Origin of the sequence: Calothrix anomala FACHB-343 (genome assembly GCF_014696435.1) — a bacterium.
Classification (GTDB): domain Bacteria; phylum Cyanobacteriota; class Cyanobacteriia; order Cyanobacteriales; family Nostocaceae; genus Aulosira; species Aulosira anomala_A.
In genome coordinates, this window is the sequence record NZ_JACJQG010000001.1 from 225,200 (window position 1) to 251,815 (window position 26,616).

A 26,616-nucleotide genomic window follows, 5' to 3' on the forward strand; every position below is an offset into this window, starting at 1 on the left:
TTCTTGGAGAAAAGAAAAGTTCAATAATAGTAGTAGTTACAGCTTTTTTTCATGTAATTGATGGAATGATATCTTAATATTATGGTATTAAAAATTAATCATCAAAAATTTTAGTTAAGGAGCGTTGAGAAACTTGGAAAGTCATAAAGAAAAAATCCTGGTGGTAGACGACGAAGCCAGCATTCGCCGGATTTTGGAAACGCGCCTTTCGATGATTGGCTACGATGTAGTGACTGCGGGTGATGGAGAAGAAGCTTTAGAAACTTTTCGCAAAGCTGACCCCGATTTAGTAGTTTTGGATGTTATGATGCCAAAACTCGATGGCTACGGCGTATGCCAAGAACTACGCAAGGAGTCAGATGTCCCTATTATTATGCTAACAGCCTTAGGGGACGTAGCCGATCGCATCACCGGATTAGAGTTAGGCGCAGATGACTATGTAGTTAAGCCGTTCTCCCCCAAAGAGTTAGAAGCGCGGATTCGCTCTGTACTCAGACGGGTAGACAAAACCAGTGCTTCGGGAATTCCTAGTTCTGGGGTGATCCATGTTGCTAATATCAAAATTGATACAAATAAGCGACAAGTTTACAAAGGCGACGAGCGCATTCGCTTAACTGGTATGGAGTTTAGCTTACTAGAATTATTAGTCAGCCGCTCCGGCGAAGCCTTTTCCCGTTCGGAAATTTTGCAAGAAGTGTGGGGTTATACGCCAGAACGTCATGTAGACACCCGCGTAGTAGACGTACATATCTCCCGTCTGCGAGCAAAATTAGAAGACGATCCCAGCAACCCAGAATTAATCCTCACCGCCAGGGGAACTGGCTATTTATTTCAACGGATAATTGAACCAGGGGAGGAATGAAGAAGGGACAAGGGAGACAAGGGAGACAAGGGAGACAAATGATAATTGTACAGACAAGGGTTCATCGCGTCTCTGACAAATAACAATTGTACAGACGCGATTCATCGCGTCTCTGACTAATGACAAAAACCGATCCCAATCTAGTTTTACGCCGTCTACCAATAGTAGTTGGTTGTTTAGGCGCGGTACTATTGCTAATTAATCGTTTATTGACACCAGAACTGACAGAATCCCAAGCGCGGGGGGATGTGCTGGGTGTGATTTTGAGTGCTGTGTTAATTTTAACGGGTTTAATTTGGCAGCAAGTACAACCGCGATCGCCTGAAACTGTACAACTGATTGGGGAGGAAGGTTTTGTATTAGCTGACGATTTACCAGAAGCCGTGAAAACAGAACTAGCTTGGGCATCACATTTATTATTAACTAACACCGTCACGCGATCGCTGGTAGTTTTTTATCAAGGTAAGGTTTTGTTACGTCGCGGTATTCTGGCTCCTAAATCGGAAGTAGTACCAGGGCCAATTTTAAAAAGGGTATTAGAAACCAAAAAGCCAGTTTATTTAGTTGCATTAAAAGTCTATCCAGGGCGAATTGAATTTGATTATTTGCCTGAAAACACTCAAGGGGTAATTTGTCAACCAATTGGTAATGAAGGCGTATTAATTTTAGGAGCAAATGCACCTCGCAGTTACACCAAACAAGATGAAAATTGGGTAGCAGGAATTGCTGATAAATTAGCTGTCACTCTTAGTTCTTCTTTGCAAGTCGCATCAGACAGTTAAATTAAACAATTAAATTGGAAAATTAAAAATTTATGCAAATTATTTATTGGTTACTGGTTGCAGTCATGATTGTCGGTATCATCGGCGCTGTAGTTCCTGCGATTCCTGGAACCAGTTTAATCTTAATTGCAATTATTATTTGGGGATTTGTCAGCAGTTCTTTTGCTGCAATTAAAATACCGCTAATTGTGACTATTATTGTCTTGCTGCTGAGTATTGGCGTAGATTTTTTAGCTGGGTATATAGGTGCAAAACAAGCCGGTGCTAGTAAATGGGGACAAATAGGCGCATTTGTCGGTTTACTGTTAGGATTTTTTGGCTTATTACCAGCTTTACCATTTGGCGGGCCTCTATTAGGTATTTTAATAGGGCCATTATTAGGTGCAATTATCGGTGAATACCTTTACCAACGCCAATTAGGAACTGCTATCAAAGCCGGTATCGGTATTGTTGTCGGTACAGTAGTCGGAAATTTACTCCAAGGTATTTTAGCGATCGCTGCAGTTATTGTCTTCCTAGTGACAACTTGGCCGCAAGTATTTCCTAGTTAGCCCTTCACGAAAAAGTCCCACAACCAAATATGCAAATTTCTCTTCCTTATTCCCTAGCCCCTAAATAGACTTAGACTTTAATTTTTACTTATCATTTCTTAATTTTGATTTGATATAAACATTAAATATACTTTATTTAAAAATCACAATTTCAATTTTAGGAAATTAGTCTATTTCATTAGCAAAATTGTGTATAAATCTTTAAAATCAAATCTTGTGTTATGAGTAACTATCATGAGTCGCAAAATGTTGTCTTCTAAGGAAATTTAACTCTTACTTATCAGGGATAACACTATGAAAGTCATGAAGATTCTATCAAGTTAAATAGTTATACCTTGCGTCACAGTAAAGGTCTATGTAATTCTATAGACATAACAAATTCATCAGCACCTGGGTTGAAAGAGGCTAATTCTTATACCTCTGATTTTATTTTCTAATAAAACCTTTTATCTGCTGGTATTTCATGGGTGTATCTTATTTTTAATGGGTGTATCTTTCCGTGACAAAACTCAAGTTAGTTCTGAGAAATTAACTGAAATATAAATTGTCAAAAATTAAGGAGGTAAATTTATTATCAAGCTTAGTAATGTGTCAAAATAATTTAAATAGACTCGGTTAGCAATAAGTGTTATAGCTGTTAAATCGTAGTAATTATTGTAATGATTACTACGATTTTTTTTATGTTTATGGTATTAGTTTTGCTGGTTTGCTAGATTTCTGACTTCTGATAGAAGTTAGGAATCTGATATTTTAGGGATAATGGCGTGAAAATTCAATCATTCATCTGCAGATCCATTGCCCAGTTTTTGCCTACTCGACAAATTCATGATTCATCGGTAATTTAAAATACTCTTAACTTTTGCCAATTCAGAGACAACACTTTATAATCATAAAGATTTTACACAATTTGCATAGGTAATCCTTGTATATCCTGATTTGCTTATGTAACTGTGTAAAAGCACCAACCTATAAGCCACTAATGATAGAGAGGGTAATAATACTCTGGTTTTGCAGTCTAGTAAATTCTTTGATAGGAGCTTTCAATAACAATGTTTGCTATTAAATCTCGAGTAATCACCGCAACGTTGGCTGCGACAGCTGCAATTCCTATAGTTACAGCTGGGGTGTTTACCTCTGCTGGTTCTGCTCAAGCTGCAATTCTCAAAGGAAGTATTGGCCTTAATGGTACATCTATTGTTCCTAGTGATGGCATCAACCCAAGCAGCACTAGCATTACATTTGTCGATGTTGACGGAGTTGATACTGAAGGTGATTTTGCAAATTTCTCGCCAAATTTAGATTCAGTTACAACCCCGATCAAAGGGATTACCATTAACACTCTTAAACTCACTAAGATAACCAATCTACCATCAATTTCAAAAATCACAAGAGCTACATACAGTACTGGAAATGTATTTCCATTCATTAATTTTGGTACAAGAACCCTGAATAGTACTACTGCTGTGCTGACGTTCGATCTAGATGATGCTGTAATCACAAGAACTCGCACATCGTCTACTAATATTAGCGACGTAACCTTAGATGGGATTACAGGAAAATTTAACTTTGATGGAAAAACTGTGGCGACAGGATTTGTCACAGCTTCTCTTTCTGGAACTAGAAGCACTTACCAATTAACTTTGACTGCTGAACCAGTTAGCGTTCCTGAACCCAGCACCATGCTAGGCTTAGGTTTATTTGGTACATTCATTGCTGCGTCTAGACTTCGTAAGGCTCAAGCTATTTCTGGAGATTTATCAACCAGATAGAATTCATTACAGAAAAAATAGCCTTGTACTCGTAGTAATTCCTGAAGAAATTGCTACAATTTTTTTTACTGACGTACTTTTTAATTTGAACTTACCTATAGAATAAGGGCACAAATTTTTGTACCCTTAAAGATGTTGATGTCAGCTTTTAGACAAGTTTATTCAACATTAAACTGACTGCAAAGAATTTTTCGCTTCATTAGCGATCGCTTCTACTTCATCATTTGCCAAAGTCTCTAAAACAGCTTTAGCATCTGCGCCACCCAAGCGGCTCAAAGCTAGCAAAACTCTATAACGTACTTGCCAATCAGGATTTTGTGCGTAGGGTGTTAACAGTGGTACAGCATCGAGATTTCCCAACTCGCCAAAAGAACTAATCGCCGCAGTTTTAATTAAATCATTCTCCGTATCCAGTGCCAGCTTGAGCAAGTCAAAACCGCGCGGATCGCCTAACTCACCCAAGGTAGCAATGATACTGAATTTCACCAACCATTCAGGGGTAGTGTTGTAAAGTTGCTGCAAATCATCAAAAGCTTCTTCTAGCTTAAGCGCACCTAAACAATCGGCTGCGGCTGCTTGTACATCAGGTTCGGGATCGTTGAGTAGTTCCCGGAGAATATTCAATGATAACTGTAAATCTTGCGTGCCGAGTACATCAAGCTGACTAACTGCTGAGTAACGGACACGAGCATTGCTATCACCAACCGCAGTTTGAATTAACTCAAAAGCGATCGCTGGTTCTAATTCGCGGATTTGATTCACAGCTCGTAAGCGATCGCCCAAATCCTCAGAACCGAGCAATTGCTTCACCGACTCAGGAGTAATACTCATTTAATTATCCTAACTTTTCTAAATGTTTAAAATAGTCATTTGTCATTAGTCATTGGTCATTTGTCAAGAAATTGTTGACTGTTGACTGTTGACTGTTGACTGTTGACTGTTGACTGTTGACTATTGACTATTGACTGTTGACTATTGACTGTTGACTAATCTTGACTTGCAGCCATTGCGCGAATAATGTCACCACGGGTGAGGATACCAATTACTTGACCCGCGCTGTCAAGTACCGGTAGACGGTGAACGCTGCGATCGTGCATGATTTTGGCTGCTTCTTTTAAAGTTTTATCAGGGGTAATGGTAATTGGATTTTTGCTCATCACATCCCCGACAGTTTGTCCTAGTGCTTTGTGCAAGTCACGTTCATAATCACCGGGATTTTGTAAATAGATCACACTATCGAGAAACATGATGTAAGCCGGAGGAGTCACACCTGTTTCTTGCCACATCAGATCTGTTTCTGAGATAATGCCTACCAATTTACCAACATCATCTACAACAGGTAGACCGCTAATGCGTCTTTCTGCCAGAATTTGAATGGCTTCCTTCAGTGGAGTTTCTGAGCGAACAACAACTGGATCGTGGCTCATTACGTCGGCAACTGTTTTCGGCATTTGTTTACTAACACCTTATATCAAAGTCTCTGGGTTTATTTTAAAAAATTGCGCGTCGTAACCAGATACAGTTAATACATCGTTACTTGGGCATTGGGTATTGGGCATGGGGCATTGAAACAATTTTGGATTTTGGATTTTAAATTTTAGATTGGAATCCAAAAGACGCTCGTATACTCGCTAACGCTGCGCTATCACAAATCTAGAATCTAAAATTCTTTGTCCTCCTTGTCCCCCCGCTCCCTGCTCCCTGCCCCCCAGCCTCATCCTCTAGCCCCTACACCCTGCTTCAGCGCGGCGATAATTTCCACATTGGCTTTGGGGAAAGCAAAATTTTCTAATTCTGCTAGACTTACCCAGCGAATTTCGTCACATTCTATGGCTTGGGGAACACCTGATAGATGGCGACAGTGATGTACTGTCAGAGTAACGCGCAACTCTGTATAAGTGTGGTCAATGGTAATGAGATGTTCGCCTACAGCAATTTCTATTCCCAGTTCTTCATAAATTTCCCGTTGAATACATTCTTCTATAGTTTCACCAGGCTCGATTTTTCCGCCTGGGAATTCCCATAAACCTCCCATTGCTCCCCCAGCACGCCGACGATCGATTAAAATTTGCTCTTGGTCATTCCAAATTACAGCTACACCGATAATTTTGTGGGGTAGGAGAAAAATGGTTTCACTCATAGTTAATGGGGAAATTAAAAATTAGTAGGGCTGCGTGTTTATGTATTTTTAGTCAGGACTGAAGTCCTTAATACATGCATTTCAAAAACCTACAGCATATTTCAGGTAAATGAGGTACGCACTTTGGGGCATGGCAGTGCCAATGCCCCTACAATCAACGATTATCTTTACCTCACCAACTTGCAATTCGCTGTAACCCGGCAAAGTATCTATATCTGCCGAGTAGATTTGCCTACTTATTCTACCTATTGTTGTTACTTTAATTCTTGATAATGAGTATTTTCTTGCCGGATGCTAGTTTTAATATGATTAACCCCCAACCATTGATTTTATTTTCATCCATGAGTTAGGGGTAAATTATGAGGAGGAGATTAGGATTTTGCAGAGAAATATTTGTCACTGATATCAGCTTGGCTGAGTCTATAAATAAACTCAACAGCATTGTTATTCAATTTCGCTATCGTTGGTTTCTGTGCCTTGTAAGACCATTTCAAAATTCATTCTTTGTTCAGCGTTACGCAAAAAGTAACCGCTAATCATTGCCGAAGCCAAAAGCCGACCGAGACTTTCTCTACTAGTAGTGATGGTAACGCCAAAGTGTTCTGAAGGGAGATTACCCAATAGCCCCACAATATTGCGTTCCATTACCTGAAGCACTTCTCCAGAAGTCGGTTTAGATAGCTGGGAAACTGTCTCTGGACTCAAAGACTTAACATATTGCCAGAGTGTATCGTTGGTTTCTGACTCACTGTTAAAAAATTCTGAGACTCGATTGGATGGGTTACTCACGTTTCAACTCCTTGACTAATACTACTAGCTGCGGTGTTGATGAAGGTTCCAAATCAACGCCTACCCTTAATTGACCTTAGCTAGTGCTTTCCTGTTCCTGTCAACTAATGTAACAAGTTATATATTTATAGTCAGTCGGTGTAACCGTACCAAAAGGATTGGTGTTTTCTCACCTATTGGGCATAGGGCATTGGGCATGGGGCATTGGGCATGGGGCATTGGGCATAGGTCATATAATAAAGCGCAAAGCCTGAGCTAAGACAGACTCAGCTCAGGCTTTGTGAGAGAAGACAGATAATAATTGAAAATTAATTGTACAGACGCGATTAATCGCGTCTCTGACAAATGACTAACTCGCCAAATACTCATCCATGTTGGCTTTAGATTTGCGCAGTTTGGTTAAGGCTTCCCGTTCAATTTGTCTGACTCGTTCGCGGCTAATGTTGAGGATTTCGCCAATTCTCGCTAATGTTAAAGCTTGTCCATCCATTAAGCCAAAGCGGAGAGTGATTACTTCTTTCTGTTGGGGTGTGAGATCTCCCATCAAGCGTTCTAAGTCGTTGGATAGGGAAGATTGCATGACAAACTCTTCTGGAGAAGCACCGGGATCTTCTAGCATTTCTCCGAGTTCTGTATCATAATTGTCTCCCAAGCGCAAATCAAGGGATAGGGGTAGACGGGCTTTTTCGAGGTATTCTCTTACCTGTTTCGGTGTCAAATCTAATTCTTGCGCTAGTTCACCAGCCGAAGGCGCTCGTCCTAGTTTTTGCGATAATTGTCGCTGGGCTTTTTTAATTTTATTAAGTTTTTCGGTGATGTGGATTGGTAAGCGAATTGTCCGCGCTTTTTCCGCGATCGCTCTTGTAATCGCTTGTCTAATCCACCAATAAGCATAAGTTGAAAATCTATAGCCTTTTGTGGGGTCAAATTTCTCTACCCCGCGTTGCATCCCGATACTACCTTCTTGAATCAAGTCAAGTAGATCGACGTTACGCTTAATATACTTTTTGGCAACAGATACTACCAGCCGCAAGTTAGCTTCTACCATCTTTCGCTTGGCATATTCACCATCAGCGATCGCTTCGTTTAACTCAGCCAATTCTAACTGTGATGCTTTTGCCCATTCTTCTAAGGTTGGTTGATGACCTAACTGGGTGGCTAGCTCCTCTCTTAAATCATGCAAAGCAGTTGAACGCTGCACCTGTTTGCCATAAAAAATCTCTTCTTCGTGGGTCAGGAGTGGCACACGGCCAATCTCACGCAGGTAAGTCCGCACGAGGTCCGTGGCTGTCTGAGCGGTCTTCATGGCGCTACTCATTGCTAATTATTGGATTTGACAGTGGGGTGATTAAGTGATAGATGCTTTGCTAGGGTGCTACCCAGTTGAAAGGAGAACCCAGGCTATAGTTGGCGATTTACTTGTCCGAGAAGCTCGGCTGGTCATATTAATTCAATTTGGTGCTTAACTGTTCTAGACGTTACAGTTATTCACCAGGTTGCACAAGTATCTAGAGTTAGATAAACCGTAATGAGTAGTACATTTTTTGGATTATTTCATCATTAATAATTGTAACATTTATGAGAGAAATCGGATCATTGATTTGCCTCGATGTTACAGGCGGTTTCAGTTGATGTAAGGCAGTCATATATTTAGATAGGGTTTAGTAGCTCAGAATAGGTTTTGCTGACGGCAGTGACTATTTCTCATATTTCTTAAAATAACTCAATGGTTTCTATAAAGAATCATCTATAACAATTGCTTAATTTTTGCTAGGGGCTGGGGGTTAGGGGTTAGGGGTTAGGGACTAGGGGCTAGGGGTTAGGGAACAATTGACTGTTGACTGTTGACTGTTGACTGTTGACTCCCCATGCCCCATGCCCCATGCCCTATGCCCTACTTAAGCACAATAATCTTGCAGGACTTTTACATCTAAAGTGGTAGATTGCAGAGAACGAATGGCGGCGACGGTGGCTTTGGCACCGGCGATGGTGGTGATGATGGGGATTTTGTAAGCCAAGGCTGTGCGGCGGATTAACCTAGCATCAGTATGGGCTTCTTCTCCCGATGGAGTGTTGATAATAAGTTGGATTTTCTGGTTTTTGATAGCGTCGAGAACGTGGGGACGCCCTTCATGGAGTTTTAGGACTAATTCCACATCTAAGCCATGTTCCTGCAGGACTTTGCGTGTCCCAAATGTCGCCATTACCGTAAAGCCTAGATCGATAAATTCTTTGATGACGTTAACTGCTGGGGCTTTATCGCGATCGTTCATGGAGACGAAGACGGTTCCTGATAAGGGTAACCGTTCCCCCGCACCAATTTCGGCTTTGGCATAGGCGCGGCCAAAGTCGCTGTCAATTCCCATAACTTCACCTGTGGAGCGCATTTCTGGCCCCAATATGGTATCGGTACCGGGGAATTTATTAAATGGCAGTACGGCTTCTTTCACTGCTATGTGACGGGGAATTACTTCTTGGGTAAAGCCTAGCTCTTCTAAGGTTTTACCGGACATAATTAAGGATGCTAGTTTTGCCAACTGCACACCAGTGGCTTTAGACACAAACGGTACAGTCCGAGAGGCGCGGGGGTTGGCTTCAAGAATGTAAATTTGCGGCGAGTAGCTACTAGCACCAACAACAGCAAACTGAATGTTCATCAGCCCGACTACTGAAAGCGCCTGTGCTAGTTGTACTGTCCAAGTGCGAATTTGATTTAGCACTGCTGGGGGAAGGGAAATGGAAGGTAAGGAGCAAGCAGAATCACCAGAATGAATCCCCGCCTGTTCGATGTGTTCCATAATACCACCAATCACAACGCGGCCAGTGTGGTCGGCGATCGCATCTACATCAACTTCGATGGCATTTTCTAAGAATTTATCAATCAAAATCGGGTGATCTGGTTCTACCTGTACTGCAAAGGTCATGTAGCGTTCTAATTCTGTATCGGAGTAGACGATTTCCATCGCCCTTCCTCCCAATACATAGCTGGGACGCACTACCACGGGATAACCAATGCGTTTAGCGACAATCAGCGCGTCTTCGTAATTGCGGGCGGTTCCGTTGGGTGGTTGAGCAATATTTAATTGGTTGAGAATTTTCTCAAATCTTTCCCTATCTTCAGCCATATCGATAGAATCGGGCGATGTTCCCCAAATTTGGGGAATGACAGAATTTTCCCCGGCTTCTAATTGCTGCAAATACTTTTGTAAAGGTACAGCTAATTTCAAGGGTGTCTGTCCGCCAAATTGGACAATAATGCCTACAGGGTTTTCAGCTTCGATGATGTTGAGGACATCTTCTTTGGTTAGCGGCTCAAAGTACAGGCGATCGCTGGTGTCATAATCTGTAGAGACTGTCTCTGGGTTAGAGTTGACCATAATCGTCTCATATCCAGCACCTTTGAGGGCATAGGCGGCGTGACAACAGCAGTAATCAAACTCAATTCCCTGGCCGATGCGGTTGGGGCCTCCACCTAAAATCATCACTTTTGGCTTGGTGGTGGGTAAAACTTCCGTTTCGTCTTCGTAGGTGGAATAGTAATAAGGCGTAAACGCTTCAAATTCGGCGGCGCAGGTATCTACAGTTTTGTAAACCGGGATGACTCCTAATTGTTGGCGATATGTCCGCACTTCATCTTCGGTGGTTTTGGTGGCAAAGGCAATTTGGCGATCGCTAAATCCCTCACGTTTCACACCATACATCTGTTCTTTTGTCAATTGCTGCAACGGCGTGCGTTTGAGGAATTTCTCAACTTCGAGGATTTGTTGCAATTTATCGAGAAACCAAGGATCGATTCCTGTCAGTTCATAGATTTCGTCATTAGTTAGCCCCAGTAATAAAGCATGACGCAAAGCAAAAATCCGCTCAGGGTTCGGCGTGCGTAATTGAGCGCGAATTTGTTCGCCACTGGGTAATTTCTCGGCTTTGTCGCAACCCCAGCCAGCGCGTCCGGTTTCTAAGGAACGCAGGGCTTTTTGAAATGATTCGTTGAAAGTCCGCCCGATGGACATGGCTTCACCGACGGACTTCATTTGCGTAGTTAACACCGCTTCCGAACCGGGGAATTTTTCAAACGCAAACCGGGGGATTTTGGTAACTACATAGTCAATTGTCGGTTCAAAGGATGCCGGGGTTTGCTTGGTGATATCGTTTCTAATTTCATCCAAGGTATAGCCCACAGCTAACTTCGCCGCCATTTTGGCAATGGGAAAGCCAGTGGCTTTAGAAGCCAGGGCGGAACTGCGAGATACACGGGGGTTCATTTCAATGACAACAACATCCCCGTTAACCGGATTCACGGCAAACTGGATATTAGAACCGCCAGTTTCCACACCTATCTCGCGGATGATTTTAATTGCCATATCCCGCAGGCGTTGATATTCTTTATCGGTGAGGGTTTGGGCTGGTGCTACGGTAATTGAGTCGCCGGTGTGGATACCCATCGGGTCAAAGTTTTCGATGGAGCAGATAATTACCACGTTATCTGCTAAATCTCGCATTACTTCTAATTCATACTCTTTCCAACCGAGTAAAGATTGGTCAATGAGAATTTGGGAAACTGGGCTAGCATCGATACCAACCTGCGCCATTTCTTCAAATTCTTCTTGGTTGTAAGCAATACCGCCACCCGTACCACCCATTGTGAAAGCAGGACGGATAATTAAAGGATAAGTCCCAATGCGACGAGCGATCGCTTTGGCTTCTTCTAAAGATGAAGCTGTCCCGCTAGGACAGACATGCACCCCAATTTTCGCCATTGCATCATTGAAGAGTTTTCTATCTTCAGCTTTTTCAATCGCTGGGAGTTTAGCGCCAATTAACTCCACGCCATACTCGTCTAAAACACCATTTTTCGCCAAAGCTACGGCGATGTTTAAAGCGGTTTGTCCGCCCATAGTGGGTAGTAAAGCGTCAGGGCGCTCTTTAGCGATAACTTTAGCGACTAATTCCGGTGTTAGCGGTTCAATATAAGTGCGATCGGCTGTTTCCGGATCGGTCATGATAGTTGCTGGGTTAGAATTCACCAGCACCACTTCATAACCTTCTTCACGTAAAGCCTTACAAGCTTGAGTACCAGAATAGTCAAATTCACAGGCTTGTCCAATTACAATCGGGCCAGAACCTAAAAGCAGTATCTTCCGGAGATCTTGACGGCGGGGCATAGTCTTTGGGATGGAGTACGAGAATACAAATCCTGATTATTTTAAGATTGTTTATCCCTGGTCACGCCTTTTATTATCAAGTTTTCTAAGTTTGATGACAGAGTGGGGGGGGTAGGGGGTAGGGGGACAAGGGAAGGGGGACAAATGACGACTGTAGGGGCGGGTTCACCAATATCCTCATTTATTAACAAAGATCCAAATAAACCCGCCCCTACTGACTATTGACTATTGACCAATGACTAATGACTAATTTTTATTGAAAATGACAATTTTTAGCAAAAGATTCTGAAGTTTGTACATAATATATAGTTGATAAGTAATTAAATTACGGTAACATTAAATAAAAATATTGCTAAGTAGCTAATAAAGAATATTTTATAATCTTCAATATTTTGTTAATTGGTATACATTAATCATTAAAAATTGCAGAGATGTAGTTAGCCTACTCTCTGCAAAATTTAATATTTTCTTAAGACTTATTTCTGCCTAGTTTTTATGCTGTTAAAAGCAACTTATCGAAATTATGAGAGTTTTAGTTTTGCGCAGGTTGGACAAAACCCAAGGTTAAGCTGTCTTTAGCGAGGAAGTGGGACAAATGATAAGCCCGTTCTTCAGTTTTTAACAGGATTTTTTCGTAGAGATAGCGTGTACCCCGGTCGCCCAAACTCTCTGCCTGAGCAGCTTGGCGACGAATTACACCAATAATAGCTTGTTCTGCGGCTAGGTCATTTTCTACCATTTGACGCGAAGAATATACGCCATCTGGCTCTTGCGTAAAACAAGTTAATTCTGCCAATTTGCTGAAGGTAGCAACTGGTACACCACCTAATCCATCTAAGCGCTCGCCAATTTCATGAATATGATCTTGGATATCTTTGTAGCTGTCATTAAAAAACTCATGTAATGAGTAAAATTCTGCACCTTCAACTACAAAATGATGTTTTTGATATTGCAAAGAAAGTGCTTGAAAACTAGCTAAAACAACGTTAAATCCTTCTGTAACAGGTGCAGTTACACTGCGATCTAATAAGACAGGATTGTCATAAACATCACCAAAGTTTCGTAACACTGTTGTGGTTTCAGACATGGTTCTCCTCGCTTCTATCAGTTAAGTTTAACTGCTGAATTTCTACATATTAACACTCTAAAAATTAAACGCAATTCTAATTAATTTGATGGTATTTTAAATTTTTCTCATTAACATTCTTCATTTCGTGAAGTGTATCAATAGTCAATAGTCATTAGTCATTAGTGCAGTAGAAGCGGGTTTCTTTGGATCTTTGTTAATAAACGAGGATATCGGTAAACCATTGCTGTCAACTTAAGTTCAAACGCTTACCTCACAAGCCTTTTACCCCTCCCCGTTAACGGGGAGGGGAAGTTTTGGCTTTAGATAAAACTGGGGTGGGGTAACGCGGATATTGATGATAGGCGATGAAATTCGCTCATCGATTCGATTCTTGGCAAGGGTTTCGCGTTAATTGGACACCAATGTCGGTAAACCCGCCCCTACAGTCGTCATTTTTCCTCCTTTTCCCCTGCCCCTTTGATGGGAGATCATTGCAAGTATTTGAGATTCTTATCTAAAATAAATGAGAATTGTTTGCACTTAGGTTATGCTGGTTTATAAAGCTGAAGTCCCCAAAATGGGAAACAGCAGCGAATTAAAGCGCGGTAGTTACTGCAAGTTTGTTGCACTTTGAGGGTACATTTCTTGAAACCGTCTAGCTCACAAGTCGAAAGCAAGCATGTTTTAGAGGTGAATTGGGTAGATCGCTGGCAGGTGTATCAACGTTTACAAGAACTAGATATTCCTTGTTGGTGTGAGCCTAATCAGCCGTTGAAAGTTGAAATTAGCAATTCTCTAGCGGCTATTCAACTTTGGTGCTTGATGCGTCAATTTACACTTGCGCGTCAAGACTTAATTTGGAGTCTGGAAAAATGCTGGCAAAGTCCCTACCGCTAAGACTTTCTCTCTGAATACTATGTCCCAATAAATATAATTAGGTACAAAGACATGAGTGAATACCACAATCAGCAAATATCAGATTTTTGCCTTGAGGGCAGGTTTATGGATTTTGTGATTAAAGATGGGTATAAGCTTAAAGGCTTGCAGATATGGACGGCTGAGGGCGAATGTTATATAAAATTAGCGAAACATTTAAGATTTGCTTTTGATTTGCGCTTACCGCGAGGTACTTGGCTGCAAATTGTAGGTAAGAAAAAGCACAAATTATCATCGGGTGAAGTCACATTTAAAGCTGAACGGGTGATGGCAGCGCGACAAGATACGGCAAATGAGAAAATTACACAGATGGGTATTCCTTCACCTATCTCTCACCAAGCGAAACCTTCATCAATTACCCAAGATAACGCCAAGCCAAGTAAAGGTAAAAGTACGATTTTGGTATGTCAAAAATCTGACTGTATGAAACGCGGTGGTAAGGGAGTTTGTCAGGCGTTGGAAGCTGCTTTAAGCGATCGCGGTTTAGAAGACCAAGTTACCATCAAAGGTACTGGCTGTATGAAAAACTGCAAAGCAGGCCCTAACGTAGTTATGCCCGATAAAACCCGCTACACTCGCATTAGTGCCGCACAAGTCCCCAAAGTCATAGATAAACATTTTGGCGATCGCAATACAGAACGCCAGTTAGAAGAAGTAACAGAAGTACCTATTCCAATACAATCTATAGCTAGTGGAATTGCCACTCGTTAATGAGAATATATTACAAGAAATTTTTTAGTGTTTCCTTTTTATTTTGGGTACTATAGTTTTGCAAATTTTTTGCAAAATATTTGCAAAACTAGTACTTTTAAAAATCAATGCTGGAAGTAATAACGATTTGAAAAAACAATAGACAAGCCGTAAAAATAGGCATTGGGCATTGGGCATTGGGCATTGCTCAATAGTCGATAGTCATTTGTTTTTCCTCCTTGTCTCCCTTGTCTCCCTTGTCCCTTTTGTTCACACATCAAATAGAACTACATAGAATCAAGACGGCGGCGTAACTGGCTACTAAACGCATCGATAACTGTGACGACTACTAAAAGTACAAGCATCATGGTTGTAGCTTTGTTGTACTCAAAACCGTCAATGTAACTTTTCAACTGAAAGCCAATACCACCTGCACCGACGACACCCAACACAGAAGCAGCACGGATATTATATTCAAACATCCAAAATGTATAACCTAATCCCAAAGGTAGTACTTGAGGCAAAATTCCATATTGGGCAATTTGTAATTTAGATGCACCGATGACTTCTAAAGATTCTATGGAGCGCGAATTCACGGACTCAATCGCCTGTTGATAAAATTTAGCCAGGTAGCCGATAGTATAAATTCCTAAGGCTAAAGTCCCTGCTGGTGCGCCTAATCCTGTAGCGGCGACAAAAATTAACCCCAGAATAATTGAAGGGACGGAACGAACAGTATTTTGTAGTAAATTGGCTAACCATTGCAACCATTTTGGGGCTACATTGTTGGCACTAGCTACAGCAATTGGTACGGAAATAATGGCACCGATAGTAGTTCCCCACAGTGACATTTGTACAGTTTCAATTAGCGCTTGAATTGCTATATCTAAAACTGTTGTATCTGGTGGGAATAATCGGGATATAAAGTCAGTTATATAAGGCCAGCTGTTAGAAACTAAGGCAAAATCGACTTTGAGTCCTTGTAATGCCCAACTATAAACGACAACGGCTATTAACAGAAAAATTAAAAAACTTACCCAAGGGTAGCGCCGGAGAGGATGGGAATTAAATAAGTAATTCATAATGGGTATTTACGCGCTTATACTTTACACTTGGGATAATTGGGAAAATTTTGCTTGCAGGTTGTCGCAAGCACCGTCATAAACAATACATCCAGCATCGACTACGATCGCTCTTTGAGCATATTCTGCTGCAATCCCTAGATCGTGCAATACCGTGACAATTGTCATGCCTTGTTGAGAATGCAATTCTGATAAAGTCTGCATCACTTGTTGACAAGCGATGACATCCAAGCCGGTGATGGGTTCATCAGCTAAGAGAATTTGTGGTGATTGAATTAAAGCACGAGCGATCGCCACTCGTTGCTGTTGTCCCCCACTGAGTTGGCTGGTTTTTTGTTCAGCGAATTCTTTTAAACCCAACTGTTCTAATAAATCTAATGCCAAAAGGCGATCGCGTCGCCCAAAACCAAATAAAGTTTGCCAAGTTGTCTTTGTACCCAAGCGTCCACAAAGCACATTTTCGATAGCAGATAACTGGCGAATTAACCCGCCACCTTGAAATAGCATCGACACATCACGCCGGATTGCTGGTAATGTGCGGGGTGTCATTGTCACACCATTAATTTGAATTTCACCCTTAACTAACGGTACTAATCCTACAAGCGATCGCAGTAGGGTAGATTTACCAGCGCCATTTAGTCCTAATAAGACGACAAATTCGCCCCGATTAATTTGACAATTAATGCCATTAAGAATCGGGCGATTGAGAGAATTTACATAAGCTGTCTCTAAGTTATGGCACTCAATTACATAATCGTTCATCCCTAAATTAATTCCACCAGTATGTAAGGTTATCAAAATGGGCATGGGGCAGGGGCAGGGGCATTGGGCATTGGGTAGAGACGCGATTAATCGCGTCTCTACAATTGTTTTTGTCCTCCTTCCCTTGTCCCTCTCTGCCTCATGCCCTTTATCAACTACGGTTCAATACCAATACTTGCCAGTGCATTCCGTACTGGTGCTAGGTGACGATTGTGATCTACTCTCACCAATTCTGTAGAGTTATATAAGTTACGTAGTAGCTGATTGTTTTGTGATTGATTTAACTTGAGTAGGGCATTAATAATTTTTTCGCGCATGGGTGCGGGAACATCATCATCAATGGCGATACCGTGAGCAGGTACGCCAGCAATTCTATGCAGTACGCGCAACTGATTTTTTTCTTCTGCGGTAATGTACGGAGGATTTAGCGCATATTCTGATACAGCAGCTACATCTGCTTGTCCTCGCAGTACAGCTTGCAGTGCTTTGCTGTAATTACCACCATAGCTAACTTGACCGAAGAACCCATTTAAGCGGTCTTTATCGGGGACAAATCCCTGTTTAACTAATTCACTAGTGGGGAAAATAAACCCGGAACCAGAAGTAGGAGAAGTAAACGCCATTCTTTTACCGCGTAGTTGTTCTAGGGTGCCTTTGGCGTTGTTTCTACTTTTTAAAGGGCTATTTTTGGGAACTACAAATACTGAGCTATAGGTGTATCTTCCGGAATAGTTATCGCGCACTTCAGCTAAATACAAACGAGCATTAGCTAATTGTTCTGCTTTCAACGCCGGACGGCTACTCAAGAAAGCGACATCAGCACGATTTGCTCTTAATGCTTCCACCGCAGCTGTATCATCACCCACTTGTGCTTTAACTGGGATTCCCAATTCTTTAGATAAAAACGCGCCTACAGCATTGGCTTTATTTTGCAAATCAGTGGAATCAGATCTACTAGGGAAAACTACTGTTAAAGAAGTGATGTTTTGTCTTTGGGCAAGCAAAGTAGGTGCTTGTTGATTAACTTGTTGACTAATAGTTGAATTAGCAGTAATTGGTTCTAATCCACCAAAAGTGCTGACTGCAAAACCTGCAAGGGCAGTTAGTGCAGCCCCAGCAGCCAACAAGCCCTTTTTCCTCACACTCATTGCTCACTCTCCATTAAGAACTTTTCTCAAAAATTTTGCAAAATAGTTGCAAGTAAATCCTTAAAGCAATCTAAAACTTTTGAGAATAAAAGTCAATATTTTTAAACATGAGTCATTAATCAATGGATTTTATAGAGTAAAGCCGCAAGTTGATTCATGGAGCAGAGTAGTTCTAGTTTTAGCAGCACGAAGATTGGGAAAACTCAATAGACAAAGAAAAAAATTAGGCAAAAATAAATGTCTCAAAGCCAACAATCAAATTCCAATTTCGATTCCCCCTCCTCGCTTGCGGGGAACTCGGGGCCCCCACTCTGTGGGGATTAGGGGCAGGGGTTAGGGGGTGGGGTTCCTTGGCAAGCACCACCAAAACTTTGGGAAAAACTCAAGCCATTAGCACGACAGATGCGGCGCGAACCGACACTTGCAGAAAAGAAACTATGGCAGAAGTTGAGATCTAAGCAACTACTAGGTTTTAAGTTTCGCCGTCAGCATGTAATCGATCGCTTTATTGTGGATTTTTACTGTCAACAAGCGCATTTGATTATTGAAGTTGATGGTGGAATTCACGAATATACCCAACAAGAAGATGCAATTCGTCAAGAATTTTTGGAAAGTCTTGGGTTAAAGGTGATGAGGTTGAAAAATGAGGATGTTTTGAATTCAATTGATGAGACGTTGGTAAAGATTGTGCATGAGCTGCAAAGTCGGTAGAACCCCACCCCCAACCCCTGCCCCTAATCCCCACAGAGTGGGGGCCCCGAGTTCCCCGCAAGCGAGGAGGGGGCTAAGAATTGAAATAGTTTGAATGAAATAATTTAATAATGCTTGAGTAATGCCTTGGGAGCGATGGCAAGCACAGCATTTTTAATTAAATTAAGCAGTAGATAAAGATATTAAGGGCTATTATGACTTCTTCAGTTAAAGATTTGGTGCTGGTTGCTGGTGCTACTGGTGGTGTAGGACAATTAGTAGTAGGTGAACTACTAGAGAAAGGCTTAGGGGTTCGCATTCTCACAAGGAATCCTGCAAAAGCCCAAAAGATGTTTAACGATCGCGTGGAAATTGCTGTTGGTGATATTCGCGACGCCGCTACATTACCCGCCGCAATGACAAATGTTACTCATATTATCTGTTGTACTGGTACTACTGCTTTTCCTTCTGGGAGATGGGAATTCGATCCCGATCCTAGTTGGATTGAATGGGCGCAACTACTATTTGATCCGCAGTTGCGTGAATCTAGAGCAAAGAACAGTCCCCAAAAAGTTGATGCGCAAGGTGTAATTAATTTAGTAGCAGCCGCACCGCCTAATCTTCAGCGATTTGTGTTTGTGTCTTCTTGTGGTGTTTTGCGTAAAGATCAGCCGCCTTTTAATATTCTCAATGGTTTTGGCGTGCTGGATGCGAAACAAAAAGGTGAACAAGCGATCGCTAATTCTGGATTACCCTACACTATTATCCGTCCGGGACGTTTGATTGATGGCCCTTATACCTCATACGACCTCAACAGTCTTTTAAAAGCCAAAACCGATAGTAAATTAGGTGTAGTTATCGGTCAAGGCGATAAACTTGCAGGTGATGCTAGCCGCATTGATGTCGCATCAGCTTGTGTAGAATGCATTTTTATCCCAGCAACTGCAAGACAAATTTATGAATTGGCGAATAAAGGAACAAGACCGACTTTCATTGACTGGGAGAAGCTTTTTTTACAACCAACTACTGTTTAGCACTGTTGACTGTTGACTGTTGACTGTTGACTGTTGACTCTTAAGAAAGTTTTTTCATCCGTTCTGGTGTAAGCAATTCATGACGGCTACTTCATCCAAAAAAAAGGCTCGGCATTGAGCCAAGCCTGATTATATCCTGGTGCTTAAACAGACATCCCAGATTAATTTATGCAAAAATTTGGCAGATTTAATCTGCCTCTAGGCTGTATATCTAACTATCCTCAAGACTGACTCAATTTTTAAGCTCCAGGGTGACAAATTTGAACTACATTTAGCAACAAAGGGTTGCTAACTTAGATCGCTAATCCTGAAACAATGAAAGTAGACACCAAATTACGAGCCAGAGTAAGAGCCAGATTATGAGTGAACTTCCCAAGAGTCTTGAAGAAGCGATCGCCCAATCTCGCGTAGCTACCCAAGCAGCCTTAGCAGATGGACAAACTCGCCTACAAGTTGAGTTTTTGTTTCCTGAACTCAAATTTATGCTAGTAGCGGAAGATTATTTGCCTGTATTTGCTGAATATGGTTCAGGCTTGAAGGTTTTCTTTGCTGATGCGGGTGCAGCAGCTTTGGCGCGCAACCAATGGAAAGACGCTGCATTTAAAATTACAGATATTGGTACGGGTAGAGCTAATGCGCCTAGTACCAAAATTAAACCAGAGGATGAAATTTTTCTGTTTATTGCACCAACTTCTGTGGAAGTACCGCAAATGGAAAAGTTAATGGCAGAAATTGGCGATCGCCCTGTAATTTTCTTAAATCCTCGCTTAGAAGATTATGGTGTAGTCGGCTTGGGTTATGCCGCCAGACAAGTGCGTCAGCGTTTTATTGGTAACATCGAATCTTGCTACTACTTACGCCCTGTAGATGACCAAACTGCCGTTTTTCGATGCTATCCCGGACAGTGGTCAGTTTGGGTAGAAAAGGGTGATGAGTATCAAAAAATTGCGGAATTAGCGACAAAGCCATCTGGTGATGACTTAGATCTCATCCTCATGAAAGGACAGCCGCAAACAGCAATCGATACTGCACCTGCGAAAAAGCCTAGCGTACTGAAGGGTTTACAACGGTTCTTAAAGGCTTTGAGTAGTTAAAACATGTGGGCACAATAATATTGTGCCCTAGCAATTCTCCCTATTTTTTTAATTGAAAAAATTGCTTTCTGACTAAGATTTTATTGCCTCAATAATTTGTAGATATTTAACTCACGGCATAATCTGTATACTGACGGATATAAGGCGGATGAAATCCGACTACAATATCATGTTTTGGTACTCCCATTGCAGCTAGCTTTTCGCCTACATCCTCTTCAGTTCCATTCCACTGAATCCAAATTTTGCCGTTTTTAATATCAAAATGCATCACCGGGCCAAAAATTCTGCGTTTATTTTGCCAACCGATATATATTAGTTGGTAATGGTCTTTTTCTACATCAAAAATTGTTTGTGATTCTATCTCATCATTAGATGCAGTAAGCTGGGCATATTCTGTCAGCAATTGCCGAATACATTCACGGTATTGGTTTAAGTCTGCCATAGAATAATTTCCTCTGTTTCAACATCGTAAATGATTAGATTTATTTGAAAAAATAATGCGACAAATGGTAGGGGCATGGCAATGCCATGCCCTCTAGAATATATTGATGTGCCGCCAACACTATTTAAATTGGTATTTAGATATACAGCATATTTCAGGTAAATGAGGTAAGCGCTTCGGGGCATGGCAGTGCCAGTGCCCCTACAATCAACAATCATCTGTACCTCACCAACTGGCAATCTGCGGTATTTTGCAAGCTACTGTACAAGCAAAGACAAGGGCAGGAACCTGAGCAATGCCCCATGCCCCATGCCCCATGCCCTTTTTAATTACTCCTTAACGGCGCATTCAAAATTTTCTCAATGCGATCGCGTGTTTCGAGAATATGGGCTTTGGTATACTCATCTTCAGAATTTACTCCTGCTAATTTCTCGTTGAGTTGGCGAATTTTATACCAGGCTAAGGTACGTGCATCTTCGGGTACGTATTCTTTCCGTAATATAATATCGCTTAGTATATTTACGTACTCACGCTGCAATCCGCGACGCAGGCTAGAAATCATCAGGGGCTTGCCTTTGGGTTTGAGAACTTCTGTCCAAATACCAGTTTGCAAAGTATCAAATAATTCAGGCAGACTCAAAGCTTTACCTTGGGGACTCTTGAGTTCGATGTCCTTGAGACGAGAAAGGCGATCGCCTGAAAGTAAATCTACCAATACCGCACTTTGCAGGTTTAAAACCAAGTCGTGAATGGGGTAGTCTAAACGTCCAACTAAGGGATAACTGCCCCAATGATACCAACGAGAAGGGGCTAATTTATTCAGCAGTTCTGGTGAGAAGTTAAAAGCATCCTCAGCAAATACATACTTTTGTAAGGTTTCTAAAGCTTGGCGTTGTTGTTCTAAGGGTACAGGTTCAAATGGTAACCGACGTTGACGGATACCTGCTTTGCTAGGAGGTTCCCCCGCATGGACGCGATAAAAAGACTGACCGCCAATATATTTAGTGGTATAAAATATATTTTGGAAATAGTTACCCAATACTGAACCAAAGCGATCGCTAAGATCGCTATAACTTTCACCTGCTACTGGATAACGTTTGTTCAGCCTATCCCACATGACGCGAGAATTATCTAATTGCCATTGAGCATAGCGGAGAACGTTACCGCTATTATCCCAAGCGTTAGCTGTAGGATCGAGATCGTAGCGATCCTCATCTGTAGAGTAACTGAACTCTGGGCGATCGGATTGATCGGCAATTTCGTCTAAAATTGGCTTTTCGGCGATGGGAGTTGAAGCTTGAGTTGGCATATAGCCATACTGAATCGCCCAGTCATCATAAGGCCCTACTATACTTGGAAAATAATCGCCCTGCTTTGTCCCTTGGGGTGCAATATTTGGCGGAATATAATCCATAACTGAAGCAGTTAAACCTTTATTACTAGTAACTTGCTTATCGTTTAACTCCTCTGGTGGTAGCAAGTTACTACCCCGGAAGTTATGGCGTAACCCTAAGGTATGTCCGACTTCATGGGCGATAATTAAACGTAGATATTGATGGATATACTCTTTAAGTTGCTCTTGAGTGGTGGTGTTGTCTTCTAACAATGTCATCGCCATTGCACCCAAAGCAAACTGGTTAGAAGCTTCGATTCCGTAACACAAATCTGACTCCCCAGCCATTTTAGCTAACCGATTCAACATTGGCTGTTGCTGCTGCTGATTGTTTTGGGTTTTTCCGCCCAATTTATTGACGCACAGCGTATTATTTTGCATCAACGCTGTTAAAGAACTACGTCCTTGTACTTGGTTGGGTTGTACTATTTGGCGATACTCATTTTTGAGGACGCGGACAAAACTACCATCGACTAAAATATCTGCATCCAAAATTTCCCCAGTTAAGGGATTGACGCGGGATGGCCCCCTAGCAAAAAAGCCGTCGATGGTATTAATCCAGCGAATTGTGTTGTAACGAATATCCGCAGGGTCCCATGTAGCATTATCTGGCATTTGCCGAGCTTCGATCGCATCTTTGAATCCTGCTTTCAAAAATGCTTTATTCCACATTAGTATCCCTTCTTTAATCGCATCGCGGTATTCATAAGGGACAGCGTTGTCAATCCAAAAGACTATCGGCTTTTTCGGTCGAGATATAGGTGCTTGGGGGTCTTCTTTTTCCAAGTTCCAGCGATTGATATAGCGGACAAATGGATCGCCGCGATCGTCTTTGGATAAGTCTTGATAGGCTGTGATAAAATAACCGACGCGATCGTCTGCTAAACGCGGTTGATATTTATTATTTGGCAGTTGTGAAAGACTATAGTGGATGCGTAAAGTAAAGCCACGACTGTCTGCTAGAGACTCAAAATTCAGCATCGGATTTTCCCGACTGCTGCTACTCCCACCACCAGAAAAATTTAATACTGTCTGGACTTCTAAGTTTTCGGGAAAGACTTTCGCGCTGCCAAAATAAGATTGATCTGTACCGCCAGGAATCCCCAAACTCAAAGATAAACCAGCTAAATCTGTGAGTAATAAATCTCCTAAGTCAATTAGCAGGGTTTTGCGTTCTGGATGAATGCTTTTAATGGGGATAGTGTAGAGTATAGAATCGCTAAACGACCGAGCGAGCGATCGCGCCTGGGGATCTCCGTCTTTGGTACGAAAATTTACATTCCGCACAGTAAATTGTAAATTATTGTCTACCCGTTTGAAATAAAATAAAAAATCCTGCAAAGGCATCCCGCTATAAATACCCTGTTCGCCAATCCCCGATTCTAAGGTGGATGTAGCTAAATAATTTTTATTGAGTTGCTCTGGCTGAATTTCTAAATAAATTTTATTCTTTTCTTTCTGGCGATAAATGGTGAATAGTCCCTGTTGCTTTTCTGTATCTTTTGTAACTTCATCAAAAGCTTCTAGATCGTCCTTCTTTGGTGGTTTAGTCGATGTATTGGGTTTTTCATTAGGCTTTTCTGGAGTTTTTCCCGCTACTAACAACGGTTGTTTTCCCGCTTCTTTAGGATTAGTAACGATCCAATTAAACGGTTGTTGTTGTAGCTGTTGGTTTTGATTCATTACCCAAACTTGCTGTCCGCCTTTTCCCCTAGAATTAGATAACTGAGATGTTGGTACAGCAGGTTTTTTAGCAGAATTATCTAATTTATTTAATGGTTTTAAACTTGACTTACCATTAGAAGACGGCGCTATAACTCCTGGTGTAGTCTGATTTACACCAAATCTATCTTGTTTTTGTTGGTTATGTAACTCAGTGTTTATTTTGTTAGGAGGCGATGACTTAGCACTAGCAGTTGTTACTCCCAAAAACAAACCAGACAATAAAATTACATAAAGACTTAATTTATTCATCTAATCTACCCCCGACAACAATCATTAGCTATTTTTCATTATTGGCAAAGTCCATCGGCTTTGCTGTTATCTAACATAAGCTTATTTAAAAAATATTGTTAGCTGTCTGATATGCAGCAGTAAACTTTTCATTTCAGCTATCATCACGATTCTGCAATTTTATTAGCCAGTTTTCCTGTAGTATTTTTGCTAACAATTGTATCTGTAGCTTACAGTACGTATTATTCTGACATCAGACTAGTAAACTTGCTGATAAAAAAGTATAACAATCTGGATTAAACCAAGGAAATTACTGGCAAATGCACCACTTCTCACGTTATCAATTTCAATTTATACAGAGAAAAATAGTTAAGCTTCAAAGACTTTTCACTTTGGCGATCGCCACTTATTTTACAAAAGTCATATACGATACAAGTATTTGATTAATTTCCGCCGCATCTGAGTTCATCAACACTGTAGAATCATTTTTCATAAATTAGTAATTAAATAGTAATCCAAAATACAAAATGTCATATTTATCACAAATTTGGCAGCGTTTCAGGAATTACGCTCAGGGTAAAAAGTTAACAGATAAGCCACAGACTAACTCTGTGAAAGCCCAAACACTTTTTCCTAGTACAAAAATTTCTCAAGATTTAGATAAAAAGCCTAGATATGTTCAAAATAATTTACAATACTCTTTATTCATTCAAAAATTGCAAAAAAGCTTAGAAGAATGGGGAAAACCCGGTAATGGTTTATTATCGGCTCAGAACGAAATAGTGACAGCCCCCAAACAGCGCCAATTTTATGAAGAGATTTACGATCTACTTGGTCATGCAGCTTTAACACCAGATATAGTTGAACAGGTAATAAATTTACTCATAGCTCGGAAAACATTTCAGCCACTGCTCCTGTTCCAACGTTTAGAGGAATTTTATCGTCGCTGGTGTCAGGGTGAGTTTCTTGATGCTGCACCTGATAATAACTTACCTCAGAAAAAAATGTTAACTCTGTTAGCACAAAATATAACTATCGGACTGAGGGAAGTAGATATATATACTGGATTGAATGTATTAATTTTACTATTGGAGTTACATCGCTACGCCCAAGGTCGAGATGAACTTCAGCAGTCAATTAACTTTTATCCATCTAGCCAACCAGATACAGAAAGTTTTTTCACCTCCGAACTACTGCGGATAATAAACTATAGCGATGCGATTGAAATTGGTAATTTCACTAGTATTGTCGGTGAATTCCTCAAAGGAGGGAATTTTCGCGGCGCTTACTTAGGTAATGCCAACTTAACAGGTGCTAACTTTAGCGGTGCCAACCTCAGTGGTGCTTACTTAGGAGATGCCAATTTAACAGGCGTGAATTTTACTAATGCAAATCTCAGTGGTGCTAACTTTGGCGATGCAAATCTCAGTGGTGCTAATTTGCAAAATGCCAACCTCAGCCATGCTGACCTCAGTAGCGCCAACCTCAGTGGTGCCAATTTTAGCCACACAGACTTGAGCCGCGCTAACCTCAGCCATGCGGATATCAGCAGCGCGAACTTAAAAAATGCTCACCTCAGCCATGCCGATCTCAGTAGTAGTAACCTGAAAGATGCTAATCTCAACAATGCCAATCTCAGCCACGCTATTGTTTTCGGTGCCAATCTCAGCGAAGCTAAACTCAGTAGTGTCAACCTCAGCCATGCTGACTTGTGTCGTGCTGACCTCAGTGGTGCCGATCTAAGTCGTGCTATTCTTAACGGTACCAACCTCAGTGATACTATTCTTTTTAGCACTAATCTTAGCGATGCGATTTTAGTTGCTGCTGACCTCAGCTATGCCAAGCTAAATGGAGCTAAACTTAACTATGCCAAACTCAACGGCGCAATGTTCTTAGGAGCCGATCTCAGTGGTGTAGACCTGAGTGGAGTGATCTTAAATGATGCTGACCTTAGTGGTGTTCTACTGAGTGAGGCTGACCTCACTGGTGCTGACTTAAGTTATACCATGCTTTTTGGTACTGACCTGAGCTATGCCAATCTTAACAAAGCAAATCTCAGTGGTAGCAATCTCAGTGGTGCTTTACTCAATGGTGCAGACCTCAGCCATACTAACCTCAGCTACGCCATTCTCAGTAATGCAGATGTCACAGAAGCCAACCTAAAAGAAATGACTTGGGGAGAAAAACAGCAATGGGAAACAGTCCGGGGATTAGAGACAGCGCTAAATGTCCCAGAGTTGTTAAAGCAGGAATTGGGGTTGAGTTGAT

21 protein-coding genes and 1 pseudogene are annotated in these 26,616 nt (G+C 41.4%); 10 read left to right on the plus strand and 12 right to left on the minus strand.

The genetic code is table 11. The features are described 5' to 3' along the window. The first annotated feature begins 133 nt into the window (after positions 1 to 133). The 4 genes from rpaB to H6G08_RS00860 all read left to right on the plus strand — a co-directional run bounded on the left by rpaB (position 134) and on the right by H6G08_RS00860 (position 3,964). Positions 134 to 862: a response regulator transcription factor RpaB gene (gene rpaB, locus H6G08_RS00845; protein WP_045868271.1), complete on the plus strand. Its 729-nt coding sequence runs from the start codon at positions 134 to 136 to the stop codon at positions 860 to 862. 119 nt (positions 863 to 981) lie between these two features. After that, positions 982 to 1,644 carry a cofactor assembly of complex C subunit B gene (locus H6G08_RS00850; RefSeq protein ID WP_190538401.1) on the plus strand — a complete coding sequence of 221 codons (663 nt, stop codon included), beginning with the start codon at positions 982 to 984 and terminating at the stop codon, positions 1,642 to 1,644. A gap of 32 nt (positions 1,645 to 1,676) precedes the next feature. Further along, a complete protein-coding gene (locus tag H6G08_RS00855) occupies positions 1,677 to 2,195 on the plus strand; it encodes a DUF456 domain-containing protein (RefSeq protein WP_190538402.1) in 519 nt (172 codons plus the stop codon). Positions 2,196 to 3,244: 1,049 nt separating this feature from the next. Then, positions 3,245 to 3,964: a PEP-CTERM sorting domain-containing protein gene (locus H6G08_RS00860; RefSeq protein WP_190538403.1), complete on the plus strand. Its 720-nt coding sequence runs from the start codon at positions 3,245 to 3,247 to the stop codon at positions 3,962 to 3,964. Positions 3,965 to 4,132: 168 nt separating this feature from the next. Here the strand turns inward: H6G08_RS00860 and nblB are convergent, their stop codons facing one another. The 7 genes from nblB to dpsA all read right to left on the minus strand — a co-directional run bounded on the left by nblB (position 4,133) and on the right by dpsA (position 13,142). Further along, complete coding sequence (gene nblB / locus H6G08_RS00865; protein WP_190538404.1) at positions 4,133 to 4,795, minus strand: phycobilisome degradation protein NblB; 663 nt, start codon at positions 4,793 to 4,795, stop codon at positions 4,133 to 4,135. A 155-nt stretch (positions 4,796 to 4,950) separates the two neighbouring features. Next, positions 4,951 to 5,415: a CBS domain-containing protein gene (locus H6G08_RS00870; protein ID WP_190538405.1), complete on the minus strand. Its 465-nt coding sequence runs from the start codon at positions 5,413 to 5,415 to the stop codon at positions 4,951 to 4,953. A gap of 263 nt (positions 5,416 to 5,678) precedes the next feature. Further along, complete coding sequence (gene mutT / locus H6G08_RS00875) at positions 5,679 to 6,104, minus strand: 8-oxo-dGTP diphosphatase MutT (RefSeq protein WP_190538406.1); 426 nt, start codon at positions 6,102 to 6,104, stop codon at positions 5,679 to 5,681. A 444-nt stretch (positions 6,105 to 6,548) separates the two neighbouring features. Continuing rightward, positions 6,549 to 6,893, minus strand: coding sequence for a DUF760 domain-containing protein (locus H6G08_RS00880; RefSeq protein WP_190538407.1), 345 nt, complete (start codon positions 6,891 to 6,893; stop codon positions 6,549 to 6,551). Between the two features lie 349 nt (positions 6,894 to 7,242). After that, positions 7,243 to 8,199 carry an RNA polymerase sigma factor, RpoD/SigA family gene (locus H6G08_RS00885; protein WP_190538408.1) on the minus strand — a complete coding sequence of 319 codons (957 nt, stop codon included), beginning with the start codon at positions 8,197 to 8,199 and terminating at the stop codon, positions 7,243 to 7,245. Positions 8,200 to 8,791: 592 nt separating this feature from the next. Continuing rightward, the gene (carB, locus tag H6G08_RS00890) at positions 8,792 to 12,055 is read right to left on the minus strand and encodes a carbamoyl-phosphate synthase large subunit (protein ID WP_190538409.1); all 3,264 of its coding nucleotides are present in this window, start codon (positions 12,053 to 12,055) and stop codon (positions 8,792 to 8,794) included. Between the two features lie 532 nt (positions 12,056 to 12,587). Beyond that, complete coding sequence (gene dpsA, locus H6G08_RS00895; protein ID WP_190538410.1) at positions 12,588 to 13,142, minus strand: DNA starvation/stress protection protein DpsA; 555 nt, start codon at positions 13,140 to 13,142, stop codon at positions 12,588 to 12,590. Between the two features lie 627 nt (positions 13,143 to 13,769). On the opposite strand from dpsA, the gene H6G08_RS00900 reads away from it, so the two are divergent. Together H6G08_RS00900 and H6G08_RS00905 are read left to right on the plus strand one after the other, a co-directional pair. Next, the gene (locus H6G08_RS00900; protein WP_190538411.1) at positions 13,770 to 14,021 is read left to right on the plus strand and encodes an Asr1405/Asl0597 family protein; all 252 of its coding nucleotides are present in this window, start codon (positions 13,770 to 13,772) and stop codon (positions 14,019 to 14,021) included. 51 nt (positions 14,022 to 14,072) lie between these two features. Beyond that, positions 14,073 to 14,771: a (2Fe-2S) ferredoxin domain-containing protein gene (locus H6G08_RS00905; RefSeq protein ID WP_190538412.1), complete on the plus strand. Its 699-nt coding sequence runs from the start codon at positions 14,073 to 14,075 to the stop codon at positions 14,769 to 14,771. Between the two features lie 266 nt (positions 14,772 to 15,037). Here the strand turns inward: H6G08_RS00905 and phnE are convergent, their stop codons facing one another. From phnE to H6G08_RS00925, 3 genes are all read right to left on the minus strand, one after another. Next, on the minus strand, positions 15,038 to 15,832 hold the full coding sequence (gene phnE / locus H6G08_RS00915; protein ID WP_190538414.1) for a phosphonate ABC transporter, permease protein PhnE: 795 nt from the start codon (positions 15,830 to 15,832) through the stop codon (positions 15,038 to 15,040). Positions 15,833 to 15,856: 24 nt separating this feature from the next. Next, positions 15,857 to 16,594 (minus strand): phosphonate ABC transporter ATP-binding protein, encoded by a 738-nt coding sequence (locus tag H6G08_RS00920; RefSeq protein ID WP_190538453.1) that lies wholly within the window; start codon positions 16,592 to 16,594, stop codon positions 15,857 to 15,859. Between the two features lie 155 nt (positions 16,595 to 16,749). Beyond that, positions 16,750 to 17,742: a phosphate/phosphite/phosphonate ABC transporter substrate-binding protein gene (locus tag H6G08_RS00925; protein ID WP_190538415.1), complete on the minus strand. Its 993-nt coding sequence runs from the start codon at positions 17,740 to 17,742 to the stop codon at positions 16,750 to 16,752. A 390-nt stretch (positions 17,743 to 18,132) separates the two neighbouring features. Here H6G08_RS00925 and H6G08_RS00930 point away from each other — a divergent pair. From H6G08_RS00930 to H6G08_RS00940, 3 genes and pseudogenes are all read left to right on the plus strand, one after another. Then, positions 18,133 to 18,453, plus strand: a pseudogene (locus tag H6G08_RS00930) (endonuclease domain-containing protein); the annotation flags it as partial. A 194-nt stretch (positions 18,454 to 18,647) separates the two neighbouring features. Then, the gene (locus H6G08_RS00935) at positions 18,648 to 19,466 is read left to right on the plus strand and encodes an SDR family oxidoreductase (protein ID WP_190538417.1); all 819 of its coding nucleotides are present in this window, start codon (positions 18,648 to 18,650) and stop codon (positions 19,464 to 19,466) included. A 359-nt stretch (positions 19,467 to 19,825) separates the two neighbouring features. Beyond that, on the plus strand, positions 19,826 to 20,560 hold the full coding sequence (locus tag H6G08_RS00940; RefSeq protein ID WP_190538418.1) for a DUF1995 family protein: 735 nt from the start codon (positions 19,826 to 19,828) through the stop codon (positions 20,558 to 20,560). 106 nt (positions 20,561 to 20,666) lie between these two features. Here H6G08_RS00940 and H6G08_RS00945 read toward each other — a convergent pair whose 3' ends face one another. Both H6G08_RS00945 and H6G08_RS00950 read right to left on the minus strand, forming a co-directional pair. Then, positions 20,667 to 21,002: a XisI protein gene (locus tag H6G08_RS00945; RefSeq protein ID WP_190538419.1), complete on the minus strand. Its 336-nt coding sequence runs from the start codon at positions 21,000 to 21,002 to the stop codon at positions 20,667 to 20,669. A gap of 325 nt (positions 21,003 to 21,327) precedes the next feature. Further along, positions 21,328 to 24,369 carry a zinc-dependent metalloprotease gene (locus H6G08_RS00950; protein ID WP_190538420.1) on the minus strand — a complete coding sequence of 1,014 codons (3,042 nt, stop codon included), beginning with the start codon at positions 24,367 to 24,369 and terminating at the stop codon, positions 21,328 to 21,330. A gap of 506 nt (positions 24,370 to 24,875) precedes the next feature. On the opposite strand from H6G08_RS00950, the gene H6G08_RS00955 reads away from it, so the two are divergent. Further along, positions 24,876 to 26,615 (plus strand): pentapeptide repeat-containing protein, encoded by a 1,740-nt coding sequence (locus H6G08_RS00955; RefSeq protein ID WP_190538421.1) that lies wholly within the window; start codon positions 24,876 to 24,878, stop codon positions 26,613 to 26,615. Position 26,616: the final 1 nt, after the last annotated feature.

Bases quoted from the DNA above. Each gene is read 5' to 3' on its own strand.
- H6G08_RS00850 (WP_190538401.1), top strand. From the start codon at position 982: ATGACAAAAACCGATCCCAATCTAGTTTTACGCCGTCTACCAATAGTA.
- H6G08_RS00855 (WP_190538402.1), top strand. From the start codon at position 1,677: ATGCAAATTATTTATTGGTTACTGGTTGCAGTCATGATTGTCGGTATC.
- H6G08_RS00860 (WP_190538403.1), top strand. From the start codon at position 3,245: ATGTTTGCTATTAAATCTCGAGTAATCACCGCAACGTTGGCTGCGACA.
- nblB (WP_190538404.1), bottom strand. From the start codon at position 4,795: ATGAGTATTACTCCTGAGTCGGTGAAGCAATTGCTCGGTTCTGAGGAT.
- H6G08_RS00870 (WP_190538405.1), bottom strand. From the start codon at position 5,415: ATGCCGAAAACAGTTGCCGACGTAATGAGCCACGATCCAGTTGTTGTT.
- mutT (WP_190538406.1), bottom strand. From the start codon at position 6,104: ATGAGTGAAACCATTTTTCTCCTACCCCACAAAATTATCGGTGTAGCT.
- H6G08_RS00885 (WP_190538408.1), bottom strand. From the start codon at position 8,199: ATGAAGACCGCTCAGACAGCCACGGACCTCGTGCGGACTTACCTGCGT.
- carB (WP_190538409.1), bottom strand. From the start codon at position 12,055: ATGCCCCGCCGTCAAGATCTCCGGAAGATACTGCTTTTAGGTTCTGGC.
- dpsA (WP_190538410.1), bottom strand. From the start codon at position 13,142: ATGTCTGAAACCACAACAGTGTTACGAAACTTTGGTGATGTTTATGAC.
- H6G08_RS00905 (WP_190538412.1), top strand. From the start codon at position 14,073: ATGAGTGAATACCACAATCAGCAAATATCAGATTTTTGCCTTGAGGGC.
- phnE (WP_190538414.1), bottom strand. From the start codon at position 15,832: ATGAATTACTTATTTAATTCCCATCCTCTCCGGCGCTACCCTTGGGTA.
- H6G08_RS00920 (WP_190538453.1), bottom strand. From the start codon at position 16,594: ATGAACGATTATGTAATTGAGTGCCATAACTTAGAGACAGCTTATGTA.
- H6G08_RS00925 (WP_190538415.1), bottom strand. From the start codon at position 17,742: ATGAGTGTGAGGAAAAAGGGCTTGTTGGCTGCTGGGGCTGCACTAACT.
- H6G08_RS00935 (WP_190538417.1), top strand. From the start codon at position 18,648: ATGACTTCTTCAGTTAAAGATTTGGTGCTGGTTGCTGGTGCTACTGGT.
- H6G08_RS00940 (WP_190538418.1), top strand. From the start codon at position 19,826: ATGAGTGAACTTCCCAAGAGTCTTGAAGAAGCGATCGCCCAATCTCGC.
- H6G08_RS00945 (WP_190538419.1), bottom strand. From the start codon at position 21,002: ATGGCAGACTTAAACCAATACCGTGAATGTATTCGGCAATTGCTGACA.
- H6G08_RS00950 (WP_190538420.1), bottom strand. From the start codon at position 24,369: ATGAATAAATTAAGTCTTTATGTAATTTTATTGTCTGGTTTGTTTTTG.
- H6G08_RS00955 (WP_190538421.1), top strand. From the start codon at position 24,876: ATGTCATATTTATCACAAATTTGGCAGCGTTTCAGGAATTACGCTCAG.